At 55.9% G+C, this 21,544-nt stretch carries 20 protein-coding genes; 10 read left to right on the forward strand and 10 right to left on the reverse strand.

The annotated features are described in order from the left end of the window. Positions 1–9 precede the first annotated feature (9 nt). Complete coding sequence (gene der, locus EI291_RS07440; protein WP_125419180.1) at positions 10–1,332, reverse strand: ribosome biogenesis GTPase Der; 1,323 nt, start codon at positions 1,330–1,332, stop codon at positions 10–12. Positions 1,333–1,673: 341 nt separating this feature from the next. Continuing rightward, positions 1,674–2,573 (reverse strand): GTPase Era, encoded by a 900-nt coding sequence (gene era / locus EI291_RS07445; protein WP_125419181.1) that lies wholly within the window; start codon positions 2,571–2,573, stop codon positions 1,674–1,676. 229 nt (positions 2,574–2,802) lie between these two features. Here era and hemH point away from each other — a divergent pair, with 229 nt between their 5' ends. Further along, the gene (hemH, locus tag EI291_RS07450) at positions 2,803–3,852 is read left to right on the forward strand and encodes a ferrochelatase (protein ID WP_125419182.1); all 1,050 of its coding nucleotides are present in this window, start codon (positions 2,803–2,805) and stop codon (positions 3,850–3,852) included. Between the two features lie 74 nt (positions 3,853–3,926). Here the strand turns inward: hemH and EI291_RS07455 are convergent, their stop codons facing one another. The 4 genes from EI291_RS07455 to glmM all read right to left on the reverse strand — a co-directional run bounded on the left by EI291_RS07455 (position 3,927) and on the right by glmM (position 7,962). Then, positions 3,927–4,412, reverse strand: a complete 486-nt coding sequence (locus EI291_RS07455; RefSeq protein ID WP_125419183.1) for a PRC-barrel domain-containing protein — start codon at positions 4,410–4,412, stop codon at positions 3,927–3,929. Between the two features lie 48 nt (positions 4,413–4,460). Then, the gene (locus EI291_RS07460; RefSeq protein WP_125419184.1) at positions 4,461–5,114 is read right to left on the reverse strand and encodes a hypothetical protein; all 654 of its coding nucleotides are present in this window, start codon (positions 5,112–5,114) and stop codon (positions 4,461–4,463) included. Between the two features lie 140 nt (positions 5,115–5,254). Further along, complete coding sequence (locus tag EI291_RS07465) at positions 5,255–6,397, reverse strand: cysteine desulfurase family protein (RefSeq protein WP_125419185.1); 1,143 nt, start codon at positions 6,395–6,397, stop codon at positions 5,255–5,257. 176 nt (positions 6,398–6,573) lie between these two features. Further along, positions 6,574–7,962 (reverse strand): phosphoglucosamine mutase, encoded by a 1,389-nt coding sequence (gene glmM, locus EI291_RS07470; RefSeq protein ID WP_125419186.1) that lies wholly within the window; start codon positions 7,960–7,962, stop codon positions 6,574–6,576. Positions 7,963–8,130: 168 nt separating this feature from the next. Here glmM and mazG point away from each other — a divergent pair, with 168 nt between their 5' ends. From mazG to EI291_RS07515, 9 genes are all read left to right on the forward strand, one after another. Then, positions 8,131–8,964 carry a nucleoside triphosphate pyrophosphohydrolase gene (gene mazG / locus EI291_RS07475; protein ID WP_125419187.1) on the forward strand — a complete coding sequence of 278 codons (834 nt, stop codon included), beginning with the start codon at positions 8,131–8,133 and terminating at the stop codon, positions 8,962–8,964. A 274-nt stretch (positions 8,965–9,238) separates the two neighbouring features. Beyond that, entirely contained in the window at positions 9,239–10,102 is an 864-nt protein-coding gene (locus EI291_RS07480; protein ID WP_205701581.1) for a MotA/TolQ/ExbB proton channel family protein, read from the forward strand. Positions 10,103–10,173: 71 nt separating this feature from the next. After that, positions 10,174–10,803: an ExbD/TolR family protein gene (locus tag EI291_RS07485; RefSeq protein ID WP_125419189.1), complete on the forward strand. Its 630-nt coding sequence runs from the start codon at positions 10,174–10,176 to the stop codon at positions 10,801–10,803. Positions 10,804–10,814: 11 nt separating this feature from the next. Beyond that, the gene (locus EI291_RS07490) at positions 10,815–11,333 is read left to right on the forward strand and encodes an ExbD/TolR family protein (protein WP_125419190.1); all 519 of its coding nucleotides are present in this window, start codon (positions 10,815–10,817) and stop codon (positions 11,331–11,333) included. Next, on the forward strand, positions 11,330–12,160 hold the full coding sequence (locus tag EI291_RS07495; RefSeq protein WP_240635422.1) for an energy transducer TonB: 831 nt from the start codon (positions 11,330–11,332) through the stop codon (positions 12,158–12,160). The genes EI291_RS07490 and EI291_RS07495 overlap by 4 nt, the downstream gene beginning before the upstream one ends. 240 nt (positions 12,161–12,400) lie before the next feature. Further along, positions 12,401–13,219: an energy transducer TonB gene (locus EI291_RS07500; RefSeq protein WP_125419191.1), complete on the forward strand. Its 819-nt coding sequence runs from the start codon at positions 12,401–12,403 to the stop codon at positions 13,217–13,219. Positions 13,220–13,337: 118 nt separating this feature from the next. Next, entirely contained in the window at positions 13,338–13,673 is a 336-nt protein-coding gene (locus tag EI291_RS07505) for a hypothetical protein (RefSeq protein ID WP_125419192.1), read from the forward strand. Next, the gene (locus tag EI291_RS07510) at positions 13,660–14,625 is read left to right on the forward strand and encodes a PstS family phosphate ABC transporter substrate-binding protein (RefSeq protein WP_125419193.1); all 966 of its coding nucleotides are present in this window, start codon (positions 13,660–13,662) and stop codon (positions 14,623–14,625) included. Before EI291_RS07505 ends, EI291_RS07510 begins: the two co-directional genes overlap by 14 nt. A gap of 48 nt (positions 14,626–14,673) precedes the next feature. Next, positions 14,674–16,305, forward strand: a complete 1,632-nt coding sequence (locus EI291_RS07515) for a tetratricopeptide repeat protein (RefSeq protein ID WP_125419194.1) — start codon at positions 14,674–14,676, stop codon at positions 16,303–16,305. A 77-nt stretch (positions 16,306–16,382) separates the two neighbouring features. Here EI291_RS07515 and EI291_RS07520 read toward each other — a convergent pair whose 3' ends face one another. The 4 genes from EI291_RS07520 to bamA all read right to left on the reverse strand — a co-directional run bounded on the left by EI291_RS07520 (position 16,383) and on the right by bamA (position 21,536). Continuing rightward, on the reverse strand, positions 16,383–17,429 hold the full coding sequence (locus tag EI291_RS07520) for an RluA family pseudouridine synthase (RefSeq protein WP_240635454.1): 1,047 nt from the start codon (positions 17,427–17,429) through the stop codon (positions 16,383–16,385). A 176-nt stretch (positions 17,430–17,605) separates the two neighbouring features. Beyond that, positions 17,606–18,238: an OmpH family outer membrane protein gene (locus EI291_RS07525; protein WP_240635424.1), complete on the reverse strand. Its 633-nt coding sequence runs from the start codon at positions 18,236–18,238 to the stop codon at positions 17,606–17,608. A gap of 45 nt (positions 18,239–18,283) precedes the next feature. Then, on the reverse strand, positions 18,284–18,967 hold the full coding sequence (locus EI291_RS07530) for an OmpH family outer membrane protein (protein WP_125419196.1): 684 nt from the start codon (positions 18,965–18,967) through the stop codon (positions 18,284–18,286). A 40-nt stretch (positions 18,968–19,007) separates the two neighbouring features. Further along, the gene (gene bamA, locus EI291_RS07535) at positions 19,008–21,536 is read right to left on the reverse strand and encodes an outer membrane protein assembly factor BamA (RefSeq protein WP_125419197.1); all 2,529 of its coding nucleotides are present in this window, start codon (positions 21,534–21,536) and stop codon (positions 19,008–19,010) included. Positions 21,537–21,544: the final 8 nt, after the last annotated feature.

Raw genomic sequence — 21,544 nt, forward strand, 5'->3', positions numbered from 1 at the left:
AGCTGCCGTCTATTTCTTGCGGAATACGATGCCGATGGGTACGCCCGTGAAGTTGAAGTTTTCGCGCAGGCGGTTTTCCAGGTAGCGGGTGTAGCTTTCTTTCACGTACTGGGGCAGGTTGCAGAAGAAGGCAAACACCGGATTGTGCGTGGGCAGTTGCGTGGCGTACTTGATGCGTACCATTTTGCCCTTCTGGATGGGCGGCGGGTACTTCTCAATTTCCTTCAGCATTACCTCGTTCAGCTCCGAAGTCGGGATTTTGCGGCGCTTGTTTTCGTACACGTCAATGGCCGTTTCAATGGCTTTGTGCACGCGCTGCTTGTTGAGTACGGAAATGAAAATCACGGGCGGATAGGCAATGGGCGCTATTTTTTCCATGATTTTGGCTTCGAACTCCTTGGCCGTATTGGTTTCCTTGTTCTCAATCAGGTCCCACTTGTTCACCAGAATCACGATGCCCTTGCGGTTCTTGTCGGCCAAGCCAATGATGTTCACATCCTGGGCCTCAATGCCCCGGGTGGCGTCCAGCATCACCACGCACACATCGGCTTCTTCCAGGGCCCGGATGGAGCGCAGCACGGAGTAAAACTCCACGTCTTCGTGCACCTTGGTTTTGCGGCGCAAGCCGGCCGTATCTACCAGCATAAACTCCTTGCCGAAGGCATTGTAGCGGGCCTGAATGGAGTCGCGGGTGGTGCCGGCAATATCCGTTACGATGCTCCGGTCGGTGCCCAGCAGCAGGTTCACGAACGACGACTTGCCCACGTTGGGACGGCCCACCACGGCAATTTTCGGGATGCCCAGATCGGGCTCCTCAATGCCTTCCTCCTCGAAGTGGCTGACAACGGCGTCCAGCAAATCACCGGTACCCGAGCCGCTCTGGGAGCTGATGGGGTAAATTTCACCGTCGCCAACACCTAGGGTGTAGAACTCGCCGGCGGCGTGGGCACGGGCGTTGGTATCGGCTTTGTTGGCTACAATGTAGATGGGCTTTTTGCCTTGGTAGCGGCGCAGCACATTGGCAAATTCCTCATCGAGGTGGTGTACGCCGGCGTCTACGTCAACCATAAACAGCACCACGTCAGCCTCATCAATAGCCAGCTTTACCTGCTTGTTGATTTCGCCTTCGAAAATGTCATCGGAGTTGTGCACGTACCCACCCGTGTCAATCACGGTGTAGTAGGTGCCGGTCCACTCGCCGTAGCCGTAGTGCCGGTCGCGGGTTACGCCGCTTTCGTTGTCCATGATGGCCTTACGCTGGCCCACGAGGCGGTTGAACAGGGTGGATTTGCCCACGTTCGGGCGGCCCACAATGGCAATGGTATTCTTCATGTGTCTGACTCCAGCCGCCGGCCCGACCAAGTTCGGCAGTGCCCGGAGTAGTTAAGTGAATGTGAGGTCGGAGGTTTTCAGAATCTTCTATAGCCGATTCCAGGCAACCGTGAGTAAATACAAACCAAGTAGAATGGCCCCTAAAGCATTTAAAAACTGTCGGGGTATACGCGACTGACGGGACTGACGAGACCACTCAGGCATTGTTTCCCGATCGGGTCGATGCCGCTGGTAGTCAGTTTGCGCCTGAACCCACAATACAATACCGATGGCAAAGACTATTACAGAAATCAATAGTATCAACCATGCTGGCATGTCTTCTGGAATCATCGGACTGAATATTATTGGCTGTACCCGAACCGATTCAATGCCTTGGGGTCGGTGCGCCAGTTTTCGTTGACTTTGACGTGGATTTCGAGGAAGACTTTCTTCTGGAAGAACTTCTCCATTTCCTCGCGGGCCCAGGTGCCCACTTTTTTCAGGGCCGCACCCTGCTGGCCGATGATGATACCTTTCTGACTGCTGCGCTCCACGAAGATGATGGCCCGCATCCGGATGATGTCGTCATCTTCTTTGAACTCCTCAATGCCTACCTCGCAGCTGTAGGGTACTTCTTTTTTATAGAGCTTGAAGATTTTCTCGCGGATCATCTCCGCCGCGAAGAACCGCTCGGGCTTGTCGGTCAGCTCGTCTTTGGGGTAGTAGGGCGGGTGCACGGGCAGGTAGCTCAGCACCAGATCCAGCAGTTCACCGGTACCGAATTTCTCCAGCGCCGAAATGGGCAGTACCCGGGCCGCGTTGGGCAAATGGCTACGCCAGTATTCCACCTTAGCCTCTACCTCGGCCTGGTCGGCCTGGTCAATCTTGTTTACCAACAGCAGAATGGGGGTATCCACCATTTTGCGTAGGCGTTCCACCACCGGCTCCTCGTCGTGCTTTTCGTAGATATCAGTCACAAACAGCACCACGTCAGCATCTTCCAGCGACGAATACACGAACGACATCATGGCGTTGTGCAACTCGTATTTGGGCTGGATAATACCGGGCGTATCGGAATACACCAATTGAAAATCGTCGCCGTTGAGGATGCCCAGGATGCGGTGGCGCGTGGTCTGGGCCTTGCTGGTCACGATGCTGAGCCGCTCACCCATCAGGGCGTTCATGAGCGTGGACTTGCCTACGTTGGGCTTGCCAATAATGCTCACAAAGCCGGCGCGGTGCGGAGTTGGTTCGGTATTCACTTCAGATTCTGGATTTTGGGCTGCAAAGGTACGGTTTTTTAGCGGCCTTCGGGCTGCTTGCCAGAACATTGGCAGTGGGGAGTTTGTCTTGGCTGCAGTAGGAAAGCTGATGGAAGTCAGTTTTTCTTCGGCGGCTGATTGTGCGACCTTTGCACTTCCCTGCACGAGGCGGCCCTGGCTGCCCTCTTGTACGGGTCGTCAGCCGTTTGGGCCACCGTATCAATAGTTTATGCCTTCTTCTTCAGCATCTTCCAAGGGCCGCATCGGCGTCCTGCTCGTCAATCTGGGTACGCCCGACTCGCCCAACACGCCCGATGTGCGCCGCTACCTCAACGAGTTTCTCACCGATGCCCGCGTGATTGACATGCCAGCCGCCGTGCGTTACCCGCTCTTCCGGGGGCTGGTGGTGCCGCTACGGGCACCCAAATCGGCAAAGATTTACCAGCAGCTGTGGGATAAGGACCGGGGCTCTCCCCTGCTCTACCACGGCCTGGACCTGCAGAAACTGGTGCAGGAGAAGCTGGGCAAAGATTATTTGGTGGCCTTCGGCATGCGCTACCAGAACCCCAGCATCGAAAGTGCTTTGCAGGAGCTGCGCGACGCGGCCGTGGACCGCATTATCGTGCTGCCGCTGTTCCCGCAGTACGCGGCGGCCAGCACCGGCTCGGTGCAGGAAAAGGTGATGGAGCTGGTGAGCAAATGGTGGGTGGTGCCCAGCATCAGCTTTATCAGCACGTTCGTGGATGATCCGGGCTTCATCAACAGCTTCGCGGCTTTAGGCAAAGCTGAACTGGAAAAGCACGACTACGACCATATCGTATTCAGCTACCACGGTATTCCGGAGCGGCACGTGCTGAAGGGCAGCCACAAAAACTACTGCAAGCTGGGCAGCTGCTGCAACAGTTACAACAAGAACAACCGGTACTGCTACCGGGCGCAGTGCTTTGAAACCTCGCGCCAGCTGGGGGCCGCGCTGGGCCTTAGCCCTGAGCAATACACCACTACCTTCCAAAGCCGCCTGCAGAGCCGCCTCCGCGACCCATGGCTGCAGCCCTACACCGACGAGGTAATTAAGGAAATGCCTGCCAAAGGCATTAAGAACGTACTGGCATTCAGCCCGGCCTTTGTGGCTGACTGCCTGGAAACGACCATTGAAGTAGGCGAGGAATTCAAGGAACTGTTTGAGGAAGCCGGCGGCCAGCACTGGCAGCTGGTACCCAGCCTGAACTCTACCCCCCTGTGGGTGGACGCTGTAACCGATATGATTCATCGGAACTAGCCAGTACAGAATATATCAAAGCCCCGGCCCCGCTGCACAGTGCAGCGGGGCCGGGGCTTTTGCGTGACGCTATCCTACCCAAGCTTGCGGCGCTGGTAGAACCCGGACCCATCATACACGGGCTGCCCATAGAAATCCTGCCCGGGTGCAGCGGCCAGCGGCAGGCTCAGCGCCCGTAGCATGGCCTCCTCGTATTGCCGGGTAATCTGAATTTCGACGTAGGGCGGATACTCCAGCACTGTTTGGGCCGTGAGAGAAGGGACAAACACGTTATCGGCTTCCTCATCAAGCGCCGCTACCCCGATGGGCAGCAGAATGTGCCGGTCCCGCTCGTTGATTCGCAGGCTTTCGTCCAGTTCAATATCGAGGTATCGCACTTTGAGGGCATCCACATCTACAATCAGCTCGAAGACCTGCCCAAACTGGCGGCCATCGGCCCCGCGCACCGACCAGCCACGTACATCGGGGTTGCCGTCGGCCACTTCAAATTCGGTCAGGTCGCGCAGGCGGCGCAGGTGCATGCCTTCGGCGGATGGTATTGGGCCAGTGGTGGTTTCCATAAATACGGTTATTGTGGGCAATTACTTCAAAAAGCAGAGCTCAGCCGCTTACCGGGGCGGCTCACTCAGGGCCTGCACCAGCTCGGCAGCCTGCTGAAAATAGGCTTGTACCTGCTGTTGATCCTGTGCAGTTGTGTTCCGGCCGCTTAGCCCCTCCGTGAGCGTAGCCAGTTGCCGCACCGCCTTTTCCTGCTCCGGATACCCCTTTTGCTGAATAGCCTGAATCAGCGACGCAGCAGCCACAAACCCGGGCCGCAGGCTGGTGCCCGGCTCGCCGAGGCGGCTGGTGGCGCTGGTTAAATCGTCGCGCCGGGTTTGAATGGTGGGATCCTGCAAATCGGCGCGGTCAGCCAGATCCACTAACACCGCCTTCAGTAGCCGCAGTCCTTCCTGCCCGTAGGTTGGTTGCGAGGCATCACCTTTGGCAAACGCTGCCAGCACCGAAGGCGTTACGGGAGCCGGGGCTTCGGCTGCCATATCCCCTACGGCATCAGGGGCGGGAGCCGGGCCTGTTTCGGCGCCAGTAGTGCTATCAGGCGGGGCCGGAATGCCGGAGCCAGCCGGAGCTGGTACATCAGTGGGCGGGGCCGTTTCGGCGCGGAACAGGAAATATGCGCCAATGCCCACTACCGCCAGTACCACCAGCAACAGCAGCCACGGGCTTGGAGTGTTCTTCTTGCGTTGAATATTGATGTCAGCCATACAAACCGGAAAAGGGTGCGTGTGCCTTACGCGCTCCGCCTGCAATATGATGCAGGCGTACGGCTCTGACAACCTGAAAAACACAAATGCCCCAACCTGTTGGCAGGTCGGGGCATCCGAGTTCTGGTATGTCAAGGAAGCTACGCTGGCACCTTCCGGTACATCTTGGCCAGCTGCTCCACGGCGTAATCCACTTCCTCGGCCGTGTTGTATTTGCTCATCGAAAAACGGATGGTGCCCCGGGTTGGGTCGCATTCCAACGCATTCAGTACGTGGGAGCCGGCATTGGCCCCGCTGGTACACGCCGAGCCGCCCGACACCGATACGTGGTTGATATCCAGGTTGAACAGCAGCATCTCATTCAGCTCCGAAGGCGGCAGACTTACGCTCAGTACCGTGTACAGGCTCTGGTCGGCGTCAGCGGAGGTGCCATTGAACTCCACCCCATCAATTTCAGCGCGCAAACGCTCAATAAACCGGTCCTTCAGCCCCTGAATGTGGCGCTGGTGCTCGGCCATGTCGCGGTAGGCAATTTCCAAGGCTTTGGCCAGCCCGACAATGCCGTACACGTTTTCAGTACCGGCCCGCTGATTGCGCTCCTGCGAGCCCCCATGAATCAGGGCATCCACCGTCTGGCCTGAGCGACGGTACAGGAACCCCACCCCTTTCGGCCCATGAAATTTGTGCGCCGACCCTACCAGGAAATGCGCCTTCAACTGCTGTACGTCGTGGCGGTAATGGCCCATGGTCTGCACCGTATCGGTATGAAACACGGCGTTGTGTTGGGCGCAGATGTCACCAATGGCGGCAATATCATTGAGGTTGCCGATTTCGTTGTTGGCGTGCATCAAGCTCACAAACGTGCGCGGATGCGTAGCCAGCAACTCCTCCAGATGCGCTAGGTCGAGGCGGCCCTGCGCGTCATGGCGCAGGTAGCTCAGTGCCATGCCATCGGATTTTTCCAGCGCCTGCATCGTATGAAGCACGGCGTGATGCTCCAGCTTAGAGGTGATACCGTGCTTTAGCCCCAACGTACGCACGCTCCCGAAAGCGGCGTAGTTATCGGCCTCGGTGCCGCAGGAGGTAAACACAATTTCGGCGGGAGCCGCGTTAATCAGGTGTGCAATGGTCTTGCGGGCATTTTCGACGGCGGCGCGTACCTGCCGGCCGTGGCCATGAATGCTGCTGGGGTTGCCAAAATGGTTCTGCAGAAACGGCAGCATGGCATCCAGCACTTCGGGGTCCAGCGGCGTGGTAGCGGCATTATCGAAATACACGTTCATAAAGCAAGACGAAGGCGGGTGAAAACGCAGGAAAGGAAAACGCCCACAAAAATAGTGGTTTCCGTTGGGCCGTGCGACCTGCCACATTCCTAAAAAACTGTCGGGCCACTTACTGCAGCCCTCATGGGTAGCGGTAAGTGGCCCGGCAGTTTAGCGGCGCAAGGCCGGTTACAGCACTATTTGCTGATGATTTCCTTGATGTCGCCGATGATTTTGTTGGCCAGATGGTCGGCCGTGGCGTTGGAGTCCGATTCGGCGTAAATCCGGATGATAGGCTCAGTGTTTGACTTGCGCAGGTGCACCCACTCCTTGTCAAATTCGATTTTCACCCCATCAATGGTATTTACGGGCTGCTTGGCATAGCGCTTCTCCATCTCTACCAGCACCTGGTCGGTGTTGATTTCAGGCGTCAGCTCAATCTTATTCTTCGAGATGAAGTAGTTGGGATACGAGGCCCGCAGGCGCGTCATCGTCAGGCCGGTTTTAGCTAGGTGGCTCAAAAACAGCGCAATACCCACCAATGAGTCGCGGCCGTAGTGCAGCTCGGGGTAAATAATGCCCCCGTTGCCTTCCCCACCAATTACGGCGTTGGTTTCCTTCATTTTGTTTACCACGTTCACCTCGCCCACGGCGGCGGCGGCATACTGCCCGCCGTGCTTCTCCGTCACGTCGCGCAGGGCGCGGGTGCTGCTCAGGTTGCTCACCGTATTGCCGCCGCCCAGCTGCTGCAGCACGTAATCGGACACGGCCACCAGCGTGTATTCCTCCCCGAACATGGTGCCGTCTTCGTTCACCAGGGCCAGGCGGTCCACATCAGGGTCTACCACAATGCCGAGGTCGAAGGAGCCTTTTTCCATCGTCTTGGCAATTTCGCGCAGGTTCTCGGGCAGCGGCTCGGGGTTGTGGGCGAAGTCGCCGGTCGGCTCGCAGAACAGCTTTTCAATTACTTCCACGCCCAACTGCTCCAGCAGCATCGGCACGGCAAAGCCCCCGCAGGAGTTCACCGCATCTACCACCACCCGGAAGTTTTTGGCCTGAATAGCGGCTTTATCCACCAGCGGCAGCGCCAGAATAGCGTCGATGTGCTCCTGCAGGAACGTGTCGTCGGTGGTGTAGCTACCCAGCTTGGTTACCGGCGCGAAATCAAACGCCTCCGAGTCGCCCAGAGCCAAGACTTTCTTGCCGTCCTCGTCCGAGATGAACTCGCCTTTGCTGTTGAGTAGCTTCAGCGCGTTCCACTGCTTGGGGTTGTGCGAGGCCGTCAGAATAATACCGCCGCCCGCTTTTTTGGCCGGCACGGCCATTTCCACCGTGGGCGTGGTGCTCAGGCCCAGGTCAATGACATGGATGCCCAGTCCCTGCAGCGTGGCCGATACCAGCCGGCTCACCATATCCCCCGACAAGCGGGCGTCGCGGCCGATAATGATGGTGTTATTATCAGTTTGCTGCAGAACCCAGGTACCAAAGGCAGCCGCATATTTTACCACATCAATAGGCGTCAGGCCGTCGCCGGCCGCCCCCCCAATGGTTCCCCGGATGCCCGAAATTGATTTGATCAGTGCCACAGTATGTGCGCTATGTTGAAGTGCGAGAAGTAATGCGTTATCAGGCTGCAAAAGTAGCCAACTGCGCCTGCTTTCCCTACGAAAGAATCCGGGTCAATAGATGCCGATAGTAGAACCGGCTTACATGTAGTAACAGAGAAAGACGTCAGCCGTTGTATATTTGGTGTAATGGAATACAACACCCCTGCCCGTCGGCCGCAGCAACTGGAAGCCTTCGGCCGCCTGCTTGATGTATTGGAGCGCCTGCGGGCCGAATGTCCCTGGGACCGGAAACAGACCCTGGAAAGCCTCCGTCACCTCACCATTGAGGAAACCTACGAGCTCAGCGACGCCATCATCCGCCATGACCTGCCCGACCTCAAAAAGGAGTTAGGCGACGTGATGCTGCACCTGACGTTTTATGCCAAAATTGCCAGTGAGCAAGGCGCTTTCGACATTGCTGACGTACTGAATGCCCAGTGCGAAAAGCTCATTTTCCGGCACCCGCACATCTATGGCGACGTGCAGGCCGACGACGAGGAAGCCGTAAAACGCAATTGGGAGCAGCTTAAGCTGCAGGAAAAAGGCAACTCCTCAGTACTAGGCGGCGTACCTACGTCGTTACCGGCGCTGGTGAAGGCTATGCGCATTCAGGAAAAGGCACGCGGAGCCGGGTTCGACTGGGAGCAGCCGGAACAGGTATGGGAAAAAGTACAGGAGGAACTGGCGGAGTTTGGAGAAGAGTTTTCCAATAGTACTCCGGCCGAAATCAATCAGGAGCGTGCCACGGCGGAGTTCGGCGACTTGCTATTCTCGCTTATCAATTTTGCCCGGCACGCGGGTATCAACCCCGAAGAGGCACTGGAGCGAACCAACCGCAAGTTCATCCACCGTTTCCAGTATCTGGAAACTCAGGCTGCTCAGGATGGTCACGCCCTGCACGACCTCACCCTGGCCCAGATGGACGTATATTGGGAACAAGCCAAAAAGCAAGCTCCCGGTAACCATGAAGCAACGCAATAAAAATAGCCTTTTTTTGAGGTTCACATCGGTTTAAAGCGTTTAAACCCATTTTTCATTTGGCGGCAGTCAGGTTTTTTATTTAGGTTTGCCAAGGCTACTTCTGATTTTGCCACAGACTTCGCACACGAGCAGACCCATCCCGCGAAGCAGGATGCGGGTGAGCGACGGTCGAAGTGAAATCGATTAGCCGCTGTTTTTCTTTTTTTTTCACACGTACGTCAACCTTTCACCAACAACCCACTAATTCTCCGGAACAATGGAACAAAAGAATGCCATGAACAAGCCCGCGGCTCGGCCCGCCGCTGCTGCTGCGCCTAAGGGCGAGTCCAAGGGTGGTGGTTCATCCTCATTTGCCGTTATCGCCATCCTGGTGGCGTTTATTGTCAGCGTAGTCATTTACATCTTCGTCCTCGGCGACGGTAGCCACTTCCAAGGTGGTAGCCATGACAACAACCCCATTTCGGGCGACTACTTTGGCGTAGTGTACAAAGGTGGTCCCGTAGTACCTGTACTGATGACCATGTTCCTGTGCGTGTTCATCTTCTCGATTGAGCGTGCCCTGACCATCGGCCGCGCTAAAGGCTCGAAGAGCATCGAAACTTTCGTTCGCACCATCCGTCAGAAGCTGAATGTGAACGACATCACCGGTGCTATTGCCGCCTGCGACCAGCAGAAAGGCTCGGTAGCCAACGTAGTTCGCGCTGGCCTGATGAAGTACCAGGAAATGTCGCGTGAGCGCAACATGGAGAAAGACCAGAAAATCCTGGCCATCCAGAAGGAAATCGAGGAATCGACGGCTCTGGAACTGCCCATGCTGGAGAAAAACCTCGTTATCATCTCGACCCTGGCTTCGGTAGCCACGCTGACCGGTCTGATCGGTACGGTACTGGGTATGATCAAGGCCTTCTCGGCTCTGGCCCAAGGTGGTGCTCCTGACGCAGTAGGTCTGGCTAACGGTATTTCGGAAGCTCTGATCAACACGGCTCTGGGTATCGGTACTTCGGCTCTGGCCATCGTAGCCTACAACTTCTTCACCAGCAAGATTGACGAGCTGACCTACAGCATCGACGAAGCTGGTTTCAGCATCATTCAGACCTACGCTGCTCAGCACGGCGAAACCGACCACCACGTTGCTTAATTTTTAGTGCCTTTACGCACTAAAGCACAGGTTCTTTCGTTTCTGAATTACGCTATTAACCGACACCAGCAATGCCCAAAGTAAAGCCTCATAGAACCTCCCCGTCGTTGGATATGACTCCGATGGTGGACTTGGCCTTCCTGCTGGTGACTTTCTTCATGCTCACCACCAAGTTTGCCCCGGAAGAGGCCGTGGTGGTTGATACGCCCTCCTCTACCTCCGAAATTCGCCTGCCCGAGTCGCACGTAATTACCATTGCGGTTGACAAAGACAAGCGGGTATTCTTCGGGGTGGATGATGACGCTATCAAGTCGGATTTGCTGACGCAGGTCGGAGCTAAGTACGGAGTGAGCTTCACCCCGTCGCAGATCCAGGCCTTCAAAGGCGTTGCCTCGAGCTTTGGTACTCCCATTGAACAGCTACCCGCTCTCCTGAACCTGGACAGCGAGCAGCGGAAGAACGTGAAGCAGACCGGTATTCCGGCTGACTCCGTGAACAACCAGTTCATTGAATGGGTACAGACCGCTCAGGCCCTGAGCCGCAAATCAGCCTACGGTAAGCCGGCCTACGTTGCCATTAAAGGCGACGGTAATGCCGACGTGCCGACGGTGAAGAGAGTCATCAAGCTGATGCAGGATAAGAACATTAACCGGTTCAACCTCATTACCGACCTGGAAACTAAACCAGTAGCCGGTAAGTAACCCGCACAGACATGGCAGAAATTCAACAATCCGGTGACTCCGGTAAAGGTGGGAAGAAGCGGGCCAAGAAAATGTCGACCAAAATCGACATGACCCCGATGGTAGACTTGGCCTTTCTCCTGCTCACCTTCTTCATGCTCACGACTACCTTTAGCAAGCCGACCGTAATGGAGGTTGCTATGCCGGTAAAGCCCAAGCCGGGTGAAGAGCAGCCGCCCATCAAGGCATCCAATGCCCTGACGTTGCTGCTGGGTGAGAACAACAAGCTGTATTACTACGACGGTCTGTTGGACGGCACCACGAAGCCCGAGCTGAAACTCTCGAACTACGGTGCTGACGGGATTCGCAAAGTGCTGCTGCAGCACAAGAGCAACCCCCAGCTGGTAGTGCTGATTAAGCCGGACGACAAAGCCGCTTATAAGAACATGGTCGACATTTTGGACGAAATGAACATCACCGAGACGAAAAAGTACGCGTTGGTGGACATTTCCAAGCCCGACCAGGAACTGATTAAATCTTCTGGATTATGATGGACAACGCACAGTTGGCCAAAGCCTCCCTCGACGATATCGTCTTCGAGGGGCGCAATAAGGCCTATGGAGCCTACGTAATCCGGCGGGTGTATGGCAAGCACGTAACCCGGGCAGTTCTTATTGCTATTGCGCTGTTCGCCCTCTTCATTGCGTTTCCCCTGGTGGCTCGCATGCTGAAGAAGGACGAGGTAGCAGTAGACGAGAAGATGCTCAAGGTGAACGTACTCGAAGCCCCACCCCTGGACGCTACGAAGCCGCCACCCCCACCCCCGCCGCCACCAGACGCGCCGCCACCGCCGCCGCCAAAGCTCTCCACTATCAAGTTTGTACCTCCCGTTGTTAAAAAGGACGAAGAGGTACAGAAGCAGGAAGAAATTCCGGATCAGGAAGAGCTGAAGGATAAGGTGGTAGCCAACGAAACCGTGAAGGGCAACACCGACAACCCCGCCGACCTGGCTGGTTTGGAACCCGGTGAAGGCACCAAAGCGGTAGAGGAAGTGGTGGAAACCAAGCCCTACACCTACGTGGAACAGATGCCGGTTTTCCCCGGTGGACAGGAAGCGTTGCTGCAGTACATTGCCAAGAACATCAAGTACCCGGCAATGGCGCTGCGTAACCAGGTGGAAGGCCGGGTATTTATCAAGTTCGTAGTAGGTCCTGACGGATCGGTTACGAATGCCGAAGTGCAGAAGGGCATTGGTGCCGGTTGCGACGAAGAGTCGCTGCGGGTAATCAAAAACCTGCCTCGCTTCACCCCTGGCAAGCAGAATGGTCGTGCTGTATCAGTGTACTACACTGTTCCGGTAACCTTCGCCATCAAGTAAGCAAGCTCGTTCATAGGCACCCGCCGCTGAACACCTAAAGCCCCAGATTGGACATTGTCCGGTCTGGGGCTTTTTCGTGGTGAATACTGTCGAAAAAAAATATAGTCGGCTGGCATACTATAAGCATTTACAGACGCGTTGAATAACTGAAAGCCAGTGCATAAGTGGTAAGAGGCAGGGGCGAATGGCTTGGAATTATAGATCTGTATTCTTTCATCGTTCACTTTAACTATTTATCCCATGACCACAGCCGCGCACACCTCCCTACCCTCCCTCGATGACATTGTATTTGAGGGCCGCAACAAAGCCTACGGAGCCTATGTGCTCCGGAAGCTGTATGGTCAGCACGTTATTAAAGCCGTTGGTATTGCCACCGCTTTAGCCGGCCTGCTGCTGGCCGTTCCACTTGCTGTGCAGCACTTCTTCCCCCCTGTTACCGTAGTGCCGGATATAAATAAGGGAGACTTGCCACCCATTACACTGATTGATCCTGTTTTTGTCAAGCCTGCTCCAGCCACAGCCGCCCGCCCTACAGTAGTGGTACGCCCACCCGCTTTGCTACCGCCCCGCGTAGTGCCGAACGACCATGTGACTCCGCCGGCAACGGATCCGATTACCGCGCCGCCAATTGATGGCCCCGTGGTAGTGGGCCCGGTGGCTCAGGCAGGTGATGGAGGTACGGTTATCGGCTCCACGGGCCGCGGTACCGATACCGTAACGCAACCCGCCGCCCCGGCTGTAGTGGAGCCATTCGTGCATGTGGAGGAAATGCCGGAGTTTGCGGGCGGTCAGGCAGCGCTGGCCAAATACCTGCAGCGCCAGCTGCATTATCCTTCCCAGGCATTGCGCAACGGCGTGGAGGGCAAAATATTCATCTCCTTTACCGTGAATGCCGACGGTAGTATTCAGGATGTATCCGTACTAAAGGGGCTGGGGTTTGGCACCGATGAGGAGGCTAGCCGCGTTATCCGCCAGATGCCTGCCTGGAAGCCTGGCTACCAGAACCATCACGCGGTACCCGTGCGCTACACGCTACCCATCACGTTTAAGTACGAGTAGAAAGCCGATGGCACATAGCGTTAATTGAATTGTTTTTTCAAAAGCCAAAAAACGACTGGTTCGCGTAGAACCAGCCGTTTTTTGGCTTTTTTTGCGGACTGCTCTTCCGATGCGGCATATGGCACGGATTGTAAACGAACAAAATCCGGGTGATTTTGCGTTTAGAAGCTACCTACCTGCCTTTAGTCAGAACTTTAATATGTCCGAACGCCCTACCACCAACGAACGGTTGGATCAACGTAGCCAACCTACTCTGGTACGCTACTTTACCCTCATCATGTCGGTATTTTACGCGGGCATTGGGGTGTTTCTGTGGCTGGCTCCGGCCGGCACTTTTAACTTGCCGGAGCTGCCCCGCCGCCTTCTGGCTGGTGTCTTCGTATTTTACGGAATCGTTAGATTTGTCCGCACCTACCAGCAACATTTCAAAAAAGACCGGGATGACGCACGCTAAATTTTGGAGTACCAGTGCCTGCCTGCTGGCCTGCGCATGGCTAACCAGCTGCGGCGGCAATAACACGGCCACCCAGCCGGACGCCACCGACACTCCGACCAGCGGAACCATTCGTATCGGGGTGGATGAGACGTTTGCCCCCATCCTGAAGTCGCAGGTAGATACGTTTCAGAAACTGTACCCCAGCGCCCACATTCAGGCGGCTTACAAGCCGGAGCTGGACGTGATGCGGGCTTTTATGGCCGACAGCGTCCGGCTGGCCGTGGTAGCGCGCGAGCTGACGGCAGATGAGAAGGCAAAGTTTCAGCAGCTGCGGATTGAGCCCCGCGCTATTCGTATCGGGGTAGATGGGGTGGCCATTATCGTGCACCCCAGCAACACTGATTCTCTGCTGACGGTAGACCAGTTGAAAGGCATTTTCACGGGCCAGCTAAAGCAGTGGAGCCAGATCAGCTCCGGTAACAAACTGGGGGATATTACGGCGGTATTTGACAACAACAACTCCAGCACTGCCCGCTATGTGCAGGATTCCGTAACGCGTGGTGCAGCGCTTGCCAAAGGAGTTTTTGCGTCTAAATCGAACCCAGCGCTTATTGATTACGTTGCTACTCATCCCAATGCTATTGGGGTAATCGGAATTAACTGGATCAGTGACCGGGACGACCCGAAGGTTCCCAAGTTCCTGAAAGGAATCCGGGTTGCTGGTATCAGCACGAAGAATACCGGCGCAACTCCGTCCGACTACGTACAGCCGTATCAGGCGTATCTGGCGCAGAAAGTGTATCCGTTGCGCCGGACGCTATACGTCATCAGCCGGGAGGCGCGGGCCGGACTTGGCACCGGTTTTGCATCCTTCTCAGCTGGCAACAAAGGACAGCTGATCATGCTGAAATCGGGCTTGATGCCGGCTACCGGCCAAGTCCGGATGCTGGATGTGAAGCCCTCCCTGTAAGTCTACATTTTCTCCCTTTCCTACGTCTTTTCACCAAACCTTTTGCTCATGAACCTCAAGCCCTGGAAGCTCACGCTCCTCGCTGCTTTGTCTGTTACCGGTTCGGCCGCGCTTGCTCAAACCAGCCCTCAGAAAGCCATTGAGTTGGAGCGGTACAGCGAAGCCCGTGCTGCTCTGCTACGTGCTCCGCAGTCCAATGAAACCTCTTACGAATTGGGCCGTCTGTACCAGATGCGCGACATGCCCGACTCGGCTGCTTATTACTTCAACCGGGTTACGCTGAATCAGAAAGACCCCCTGACGATGGTGGCCGCTGGTCGTGCCGCCCTGGCGCAGGGTAAGACTGCTGAAGCTGAAATTCAGTTCGACAATGCGGTGAAGGCCTCGAAAGGCAAAGATCAGAAGGTGTATACCATGATTGCCCAGGCCTACGCCGAGTCGGATGTGAAGGACATCAACAAGGCCCTGTCATACGTTAGCGCCGGAGAAAAGCTGAACAAAGGCAAAGATGACGCCGCGCTGATGATTGCTCGCGGTGACATCTACCTGAAGTCGGAAACGGGTGGTGGCGAAGCCATGAACAGCTACGAGCGTGCTACGCTGGCTGACCCCAACAACGTGCAGGCGTATGTGCGGAAAGGCCAGCTGAACATGCGGGCCCGTACCTACAACGAAGCCAAAACCAACTTCGACAAGGCTATCAGCATCGACCCGAACTATGCGCCGGCCTACAACTCGCTGGCCGAGACCTATTACTTCGCTGGTCGTTATGATGATGCTCTGGCCCAGTTCCAGAAGTATTCCTCACTGGCCGAAAAGTCGTCGACTACCGATGCCAAGAATGCGTCGTTCCTGTACCTGACCAAAAAGTATCCCGAGGCGCTGGTAGAAGTAGATAAGGTATTGGCCAAAGACCCCAATAACCTGACGATGCTTCGTCTGCGGGCCTACAGCCTGTACGAAACCGGCAAGAACGATGAGGCGTTGGCGGCCATGCAGAAATACCTGCAGGTAGCACAAACCAACAACAAGGTGATTACCGAAGACAACGTGTACTACGGTAAGATGCTCATCAAAGGTGGTAAAACCACTGAAGGTGCTGCCATCATCAAAAAGGCCATTGACGCTGACCCCAAGAAGGCTTCTGAACTGCAGAACGAACTGGCACAGGCTTACCTCGCCGCCAAGGACTACCCCAATGCTATCAGCACGCTGAAAGCACGCATGAATGCCAATAAAGGGGGTGAGCTGACGGATAAGGTATACCTGGGCCGTGCCTACGAACTGAACGGCCAGTATACCCAGGCTGACAGCCTGTACGGTGTGGTACTGACGGAGCGTCCGAACTATATTCCCGGCTACCAGATGCGCGCCCGCGCCAATGCGAACCAGGATAAGGATTCGAAGCAGGGCCTGGCTAAGCCATACTATGAGCAGTACATCAAGGTGGCTGGTGCCGCTGAAGATGCCAGCAAGTACAAGTCGGGTCTGATTGAGGCCAACAAGTACCTGGGGTATTACTACTATCAGAAGGGTGATAAGGCTGCGGCCCTCCCCTACTGGCAGCAGGCCTTGGCCCTGGACCCCAACGACCAGCAGGCTAAAACGGCCGTGAGTGAAATCACAAAGCCCGCTCCAGCCAAGAAGGCTCCGGCAAAAGCCCCGGTAAAGCGTAAATAACCGCTTGACCCTTCACACTAAAAAAGGCCCGCTACCTAGTAGCGGGCCTTTTTGCGTTTTAACACCCTTTGAAGGCACTAGGAGTGCTCGGCAGCATACTTACCCCACTCTGCCAGTACGGCTTCAAAATCGGCCGGTAATTCGGCTTCAAAGTGCAGTATCTCGCGGGTGGTAGGATGCTCGAAGCCCAGTGACTTGGCATGCAGTGCCTGTCGGGGCATTATCTCCAGCATTTTCTCCGCAAATATTTTGTATGCCCCGGTACGCTGGCCATACACTATTTTGTCGCCACCATAGGTAGAGTCGCCGAACAGCGGGTGACCGATATGCTTCATATGCGCCCGGATCTGGTGGGTGCGGCCGGTTTCCAGGTTGCACTGCAGCAGAGCTACTTTGCCGAATGAACGCAGCACTTTATAGTGAGTCACGGCGTGCTTACCCTGCTCCCCATCCGGATACACTGCCTGAATTTTCCGGTCTTTAAGACTGCGGCCAATGTGCCCCCGCATGGTACCGACTTCCTCCTTCGGCACGCCCCATACCAGCGCCAGATACGTCCGCTCAATGGTATGATGGAAGAACTGGTTAGATAGGTGCGTCATGGCAAATTCGGTTTTGCCCACAACTAGTAACCCGGACGTATCCTTGTCGATGCGGTGTACCAGACCGGGGCGGATTTCGCCGTTACGGCCGGTAGGCAGGTTCTGCAGATGATACGCCAGCCCGTTTACCAGCGTACCATTCCAGTTGCCAAAGGCCGGGTGTACCACCAATCCGGCCGGCTTGTTCACAATCAGTAGCTCAGCGTCCTCGTAGCGGATATCCAGGTCCATGGGCTCAGGCACTACCTTAAACTCGCGAGGTGGCTCGGGCAGGGTAATGGTGATGGTGTCGCCGGGCTTGACGCGGTAATTCGATTTCACCGCACGGTCATTTACCTGCACGGCTTCGGCCTTGATGGCATTCTGAATGCGAGTGCGGGACGTGCTGGGCAGCCGGTTCAGCAGAAACTTATCCAGCCGCAGCAACTCCTGTCGCCGGTCGGCCGTGATGCGGTGGTGCTCATACAGCTCGTCCCCACCTTCGCCATCTTCATCGATGTCAACAGCATGGTGCGGCGGCATGGCGGCCGGGAGCGTGGGATTTTCCAGTTCTTCTTCCAGCTCCGACATATGGGCGTGGGTCAGGTAGTTCATGGGCCGGCCACGTACAGCAGTGCGGGCCAGGGTTCTATAAAACAGCAACAGCCGGAGCGAATGCCCCGACTGTGCAGAAATCTGGTCAGAAACGGGCTGACGCCTTATTTCTTCGTCTTGGTTTTGGTTTTCGAAGCGGCGGGTACAGCGGCCGGCGTGGTGGTAGCCGGCGTGGTTACCTTAGGAGCAGCGGCCGGAGCAGCGCCGGGCGTGATGCCCATTTTCTTCAGAATCAGGTCCGATACGTCGCCATCCTTGGGGCCGTGGAGCAGCACCGGGCTGGCACCATCCGAGTTCAGAATGTAGGTATAACCGTTTTCATCGGCCACCGCGTCAATGTTCTTCTGCAGCTTATCCAGGGCGGGCTTCAGCAACGCCTGCTGCTTCTGCTGCAGCGATACTTCGGCATTCTGCTGGAACTCCTGCATCGATTGCTGCATGTTTTGCAGTTCTTTTTCTTTATCGGCCTTCACGGGGTCGGGCATGGTAGCACCACCTTTCTGGTAGGCTTCCAGCTTGGTGCGGAACTCGGTATTCTTAGCATCCAGCTGGTTTTTAAGCTGGGTGCTGTAATCTTTCAACTGCGACTCAATCTGCTTGCTTTCGGGCATCTGGCTCAGCACGTACTCCACGCTGGTATAGCCAATTTTCAGCGGAGCGGCGGTCTGTGCCATCGAAGCCGTAGCCGTAGTGAAGGTGAGGGCGGCAGCAGCCAGCGCAACGCGGAATTTGTTCATAGTGGTCATCAAAAAGAGAAAAGTCAGAGAGTTAGATGCACAAAGTTACTTTTTTCGGGTAGATGGCCGCGCCGGGGTTTTGGCTGGTTGCTTACCCGGTACCGGCTCCTCTTCGGCGGCGGCATCAGTGGCCGGCGTTTGCGGAGTAGCTACCGTCTTTACCGCCCCCTTCTGGGCGGGTTGGTTCCGGTCTTCGGAAGCTAAACCCAGCTCTTCCAGCACAAATTCCGTGTAATCATGCACGGGGTTGGTGTAGAGCATGGTCAGGTCGCCGGACTTATCGAATACAATAGCCAGCTGTTTTTTCTTGGCTACTTTTTCAATGGCTTCAAACACCTTGTCCTGCACCGGCTTGGTCAGTTCCTGGCGCTTCTTGAAGAGTTGGCCCTCGAAGCCGAAAATTCTGTTCTGGTAGGTCTTGATGTCCTGCTCCTTCTTCAGAATCTCGTCTTGGCGCTTCTTCTTCATGGCCTCCGTCAGAACCACTTCTTCGGCCTGATAATTCCGGTAGAGCTTATCGAGGTCCTTTTTTTGCGTTTCAATGTCTTTCTGCCAGTTCGCCGAAAGCGTGTTGAGCTCCTGCTGGGCCTGGGTATAGGCCGGCATTTTGCTCATGATAAACTCGGAGTCCACGTATCCGAATTTCTGGGCCTGCGCAGCTTGCGGTGCCAGTATATTAACTACCAGCCCCATGCTCAGGGCAGCCATCCATAACAACAGTTTGTTCATACTGATACGGAGAGATGAACGGCCCGCCACGCCGCCGGGCTTAGCGGAGCTGCTGACCAATGATAAAGTGGAACATGCCCTTGTCTTGCTTCTGACCGGCCGAAGTAACCGGCACTTTGTCGAAGCCCCAGCCATAATCGAAGCCTAGCAAACCAAATGCCGACATGAAAATACGGGCTCCTACCCCAGCCGAACGGTACAGTTTGTAGGGGTTGTAGTTGGTGTACTGTTCGAAGGAGTTACCGGCCTCCGCAAAGCTGAGCACGTATACCGTGGCCGCCGGGTTAAGGCTCACCGGATAACGCATTTCCATCACGAATTTATTGTACACCACGCCACCGGCCGACGACTGTTGCGAAGCAGGCAGGGAGTTAGCATCGTTAGGGTCAGCATAGCCGCGCAGGCCAATGTATTCGGTACCGGCAATGAAGTTGCTGGAGCCCCCGTAGCCCAGGCCGGAACCACCCAGCTTAAACCGCTCAAACGGCCCAATGGGACGGGCGCTGTTATAGCTGCCAATGAAGCCGAAGTGGGCCCGCGTGTTCAGAACCAGCTTGCCGATTACCGGCGAGAACCACGAGGCATCGAACATCCACTTATGAAACTCCACCCACTCATTCACGCTGGGGTGCGAACCTGGAAACAGCGAATACGGCGGCGTCAGGTTTACGCTTAGCGACAGAGAAGAGCCGCGCCGCGTGAACGTGGGGTTATCGATGCTATTACGCGACAACGTGGTGTTGAACGTAACGTTGGTGGCGTTGCCGGTGCCCGTAGGGAAGAAGTTGGCGCCCAGACCGGGGTAGTTATTCAGCTTGTACTGCGTAACCGACAGTGCATTGCTGAGCGTAAAGTAGTCGTCGGGCCAGCGCAGGCGGCGGCCCAAACTTACGCTGGCACCGTTGGTTTTCAGGTAGCTGCCGGTGCTGGCGTCGAAGTTGGTGCCAACGCGGTAAATCGTTTTGGTCAGGCTCACCGACAGTGAGTTGGGCTTGCGGCCGCCCAGCCACGGCTCCGTGAAGGAGAAGGAGTACGCTTGGTACTGCAGGCCGTTGGCCTGCACGTTCAGGGCCAGGCGCTGGCCGTCACCGGCGGGAACCGGCGTCCAGTTGCGCAAAGAACCCGCTTTACGCAGGGAGAAGTTATTAAATACCAGGCCTACCGTGCCAATGAAGCCGGCATAACCACCCCAGCCACCCGAAAGGGTAATCTGATCGGAGGGCTTCTCTTCTACCGTGTAGTTGATATCTACTGTACCATCGGCTTGGTTTGGTACCGGGTTCAGGCCGATTTTCTCGGGGTCAAAATAGCCCAGAGTGGCAATTTCGCGCTGACTCCGGATCAACTGCTCCCGGCTGAATTTGTCGCCGGGCAGCGTGTAGAGGGCGCGGCGCACCACGTGGTCAGAGGTTTTGGTGTTGCCGGCAATGTTTACATCCTTGATGCGTGCCTGCACTCCTTCCGACACGCGCATCTCAATGTCAATGGAGTCGCCTTCCACCTTGGTTTCCACCGGATCAATCTGGAAGAACAGGTAGCCGTCGTTCATGTACAGCGACGATACGTCCTGGCCCGTGGGATTGTAGGTCAGGCGCTTATCCAGCGTTTCCTTGCTGTACACGCTGCCTTCCTTGATGCCCAGTACCGAGGCCAGCGTTTTGTCGTCGTAGAGGTAGTTACCCTTCCAGGTGATGTTGCGGAAATAGTATTTCGGACCCTCGTCCACTTTCACCGTCAGGCGTAGCCCATCACCCACCCGGGCCAGCGAGTCGGACACAATCACGGCGTCGCGGTAGCCCTGGCTGTTGTAGAAGTCTATCAGCTTCTGCTTATCGTCGGCAAACTCCTTAGCTTGGTATTTGCCAGAGTTGAACAGCTTCGGAAATTTCTTCTCCTTGGTTTTCTTGAATTTGCCTTTCAGCTTACTATCCTTGAAGGCAGTGTTGCCTTCAAATACGATGTCGTTGATTTTTACCTTGGAGCCTTTGTCTACATTGATGAATAACACCACACTGTTCGACAAAGCGGAGTCGGCCTTCTGCGTAATGGTTACCTTGGAATCAAGGAAGCCTTTGTTGGTGTAGAACTTCCGTACCTGGGAACGGGTGTTGCTCAGCAGTGCATCCGTCACCACCTTACCCCGGATCAGCTTAATCTTGTTCTTCAACTCATCGGCTTGGCTTTTGCCAATTCCGGTGAATTCGAACTTGGAAAGGCGGGGCCGTTCCTTCAGGTTGAAATCCAGAAATATGCGGGAGCCTTCTGTGCGCGTCACGCTCACGCTCACGTCGCCCAGAATGCCCTGGTCCCACAGCTTCCGGATGGCTCGGCCAATTTCTTCACCCGGAATGGTAATTGGGTCACCGATTTTCAAGCCGGTCAGACCAATCAGCGTGTTAGGATCCAGGTAACGGGCACCGCTAATGGTAATACCCCCGAGGGTATAGCGTTGCGCCTGGTCGCCTTCGGCCGCGGGCTGGGTTTGCGCGGAAGCAACAGTTGCTGGGGTAGTGCCCAGGGCCAGGGCCAGAGCAGCTGCCGGAAGTAGCTTATGATAGGAAGAACTCATGTTCTGGG

Origin of the sequence: Hymenobacter rigui, assembly GCF_003944715.1 — a bacterium.
Taxonomy (GTDB): Bacteria; Bacteroidota; Bacteroidia; order Cytophagales; family Hymenobacteraceae; genus Hymenobacter; species Hymenobacter rigui.

Coding starts and splice junctions, on each gene's coding strand:
- der (WP_125419180.1), bottom strand. CDS start 1,332: ATGAAGAATACCATTGCCATTGTGGGCCGCCCGAACGTGGGCAAATCC.
- hemH (WP_125419182.1), top strand. CDS start 2,803: ATGCCTTCTTCTTCAGCATCTTCCAAGGGCCGCATCGGCGTCCTGCTC.
- EI291_RS07455 (WP_125419183.1), bottom strand. CDS start 4,412: ATGGAAACCACCACTGGCCCAATACCATCCGCCGAAGGCATGCACCTG.
- EI291_RS07460 (WP_125419184.1), bottom strand. CDS start 5,114: ATGGCTGACATCAATATTCAACGCAAGAAGAACACTCCAAGCCCGTGG.
- EI291_RS07465 (WP_125419185.1), bottom strand. CDS start 6,397: ATGAACGTGTATTTCGATAATGCCGCTACCACGCCGCTGGACCCCGAA.
- mazG (WP_125419187.1), top strand. CDS start 8,131: ATGGAATACAACACCCCTGCCCGTCGGCCGCAGCAACTGGAAGCCTTC.
- EI291_RS07480 (WP_205701581.1), top strand. CDS start 9,239: ATGAACAAGCCCGCGGCTCGGCCCGCCGCTGCTGCTGCGCCTAAGGGC.
- EI291_RS07485 (WP_125419189.1), top strand. CDS start 10,174: ATGCCCAAAGTAAAGCCTCATAGAACCTCCCCGTCGTTGGATATGACT.
- EI291_RS07490 (WP_125419190.1), top strand. CDS start 10,815: ATGGCAGAAATTCAACAATCCGGTGACTCCGGTAAAGGTGGGAAGAAG.
- EI291_RS07495 (WP_240635422.1), top strand. CDS start 11,330: ATGATGGACAACGCACAGTTGGCCAAAGCCTCCCTCGACGATATCGTC.
- EI291_RS07500 (WP_125419191.1), top strand. CDS start 12,401: ATGACCACAGCCGCGCACACCTCCCTACCCTCCCTCGATGACATTGTA.
- EI291_RS07505 (WP_125419192.1), top strand. CDS start 13,338: ATGGCACGGATTGTAAACGAACAAAATCCGGGTGATTTTGCGTTTAGA.
- EI291_RS07510 (WP_125419193.1), top strand. CDS start 13,660: ATGACGCACGCTAAATTTTGGAGTACCAGTGCCTGCCTGCTGGCCTGC.
- EI291_RS07515 (WP_125419194.1), top strand. CDS start 14,674: ATGAACCTCAAGCCCTGGAAGCTCACGCTCCTCGCTGCTTTGTCTGTT.
- EI291_RS07520 (WP_240635454.1), bottom strand. CDS start 17,429: ATGCCGCCGCACCATGCTGTTGACATCGATGAAGATGGCGAAGGTGGG.
- EI291_RS07525 (WP_240635424.1), bottom strand. CDS start 18,238: ATGAACAAATTCCGCGTTGCGCTGGCTGCTGCCGCCCTCACCTTCACT.
- EI291_RS07530 (WP_125419196.1), bottom strand. CDS start 18,967: ATGAACAAACTGTTGTTATGGATGGCTGCCCTGAGCATGGGGCTGGTA.
- bamA (WP_125419197.1), bottom strand. CDS start 21,536: ATGAGTTCTTCCTATCATAAGCTACTTCCGGCAGCTGCTCTGGCCCTG.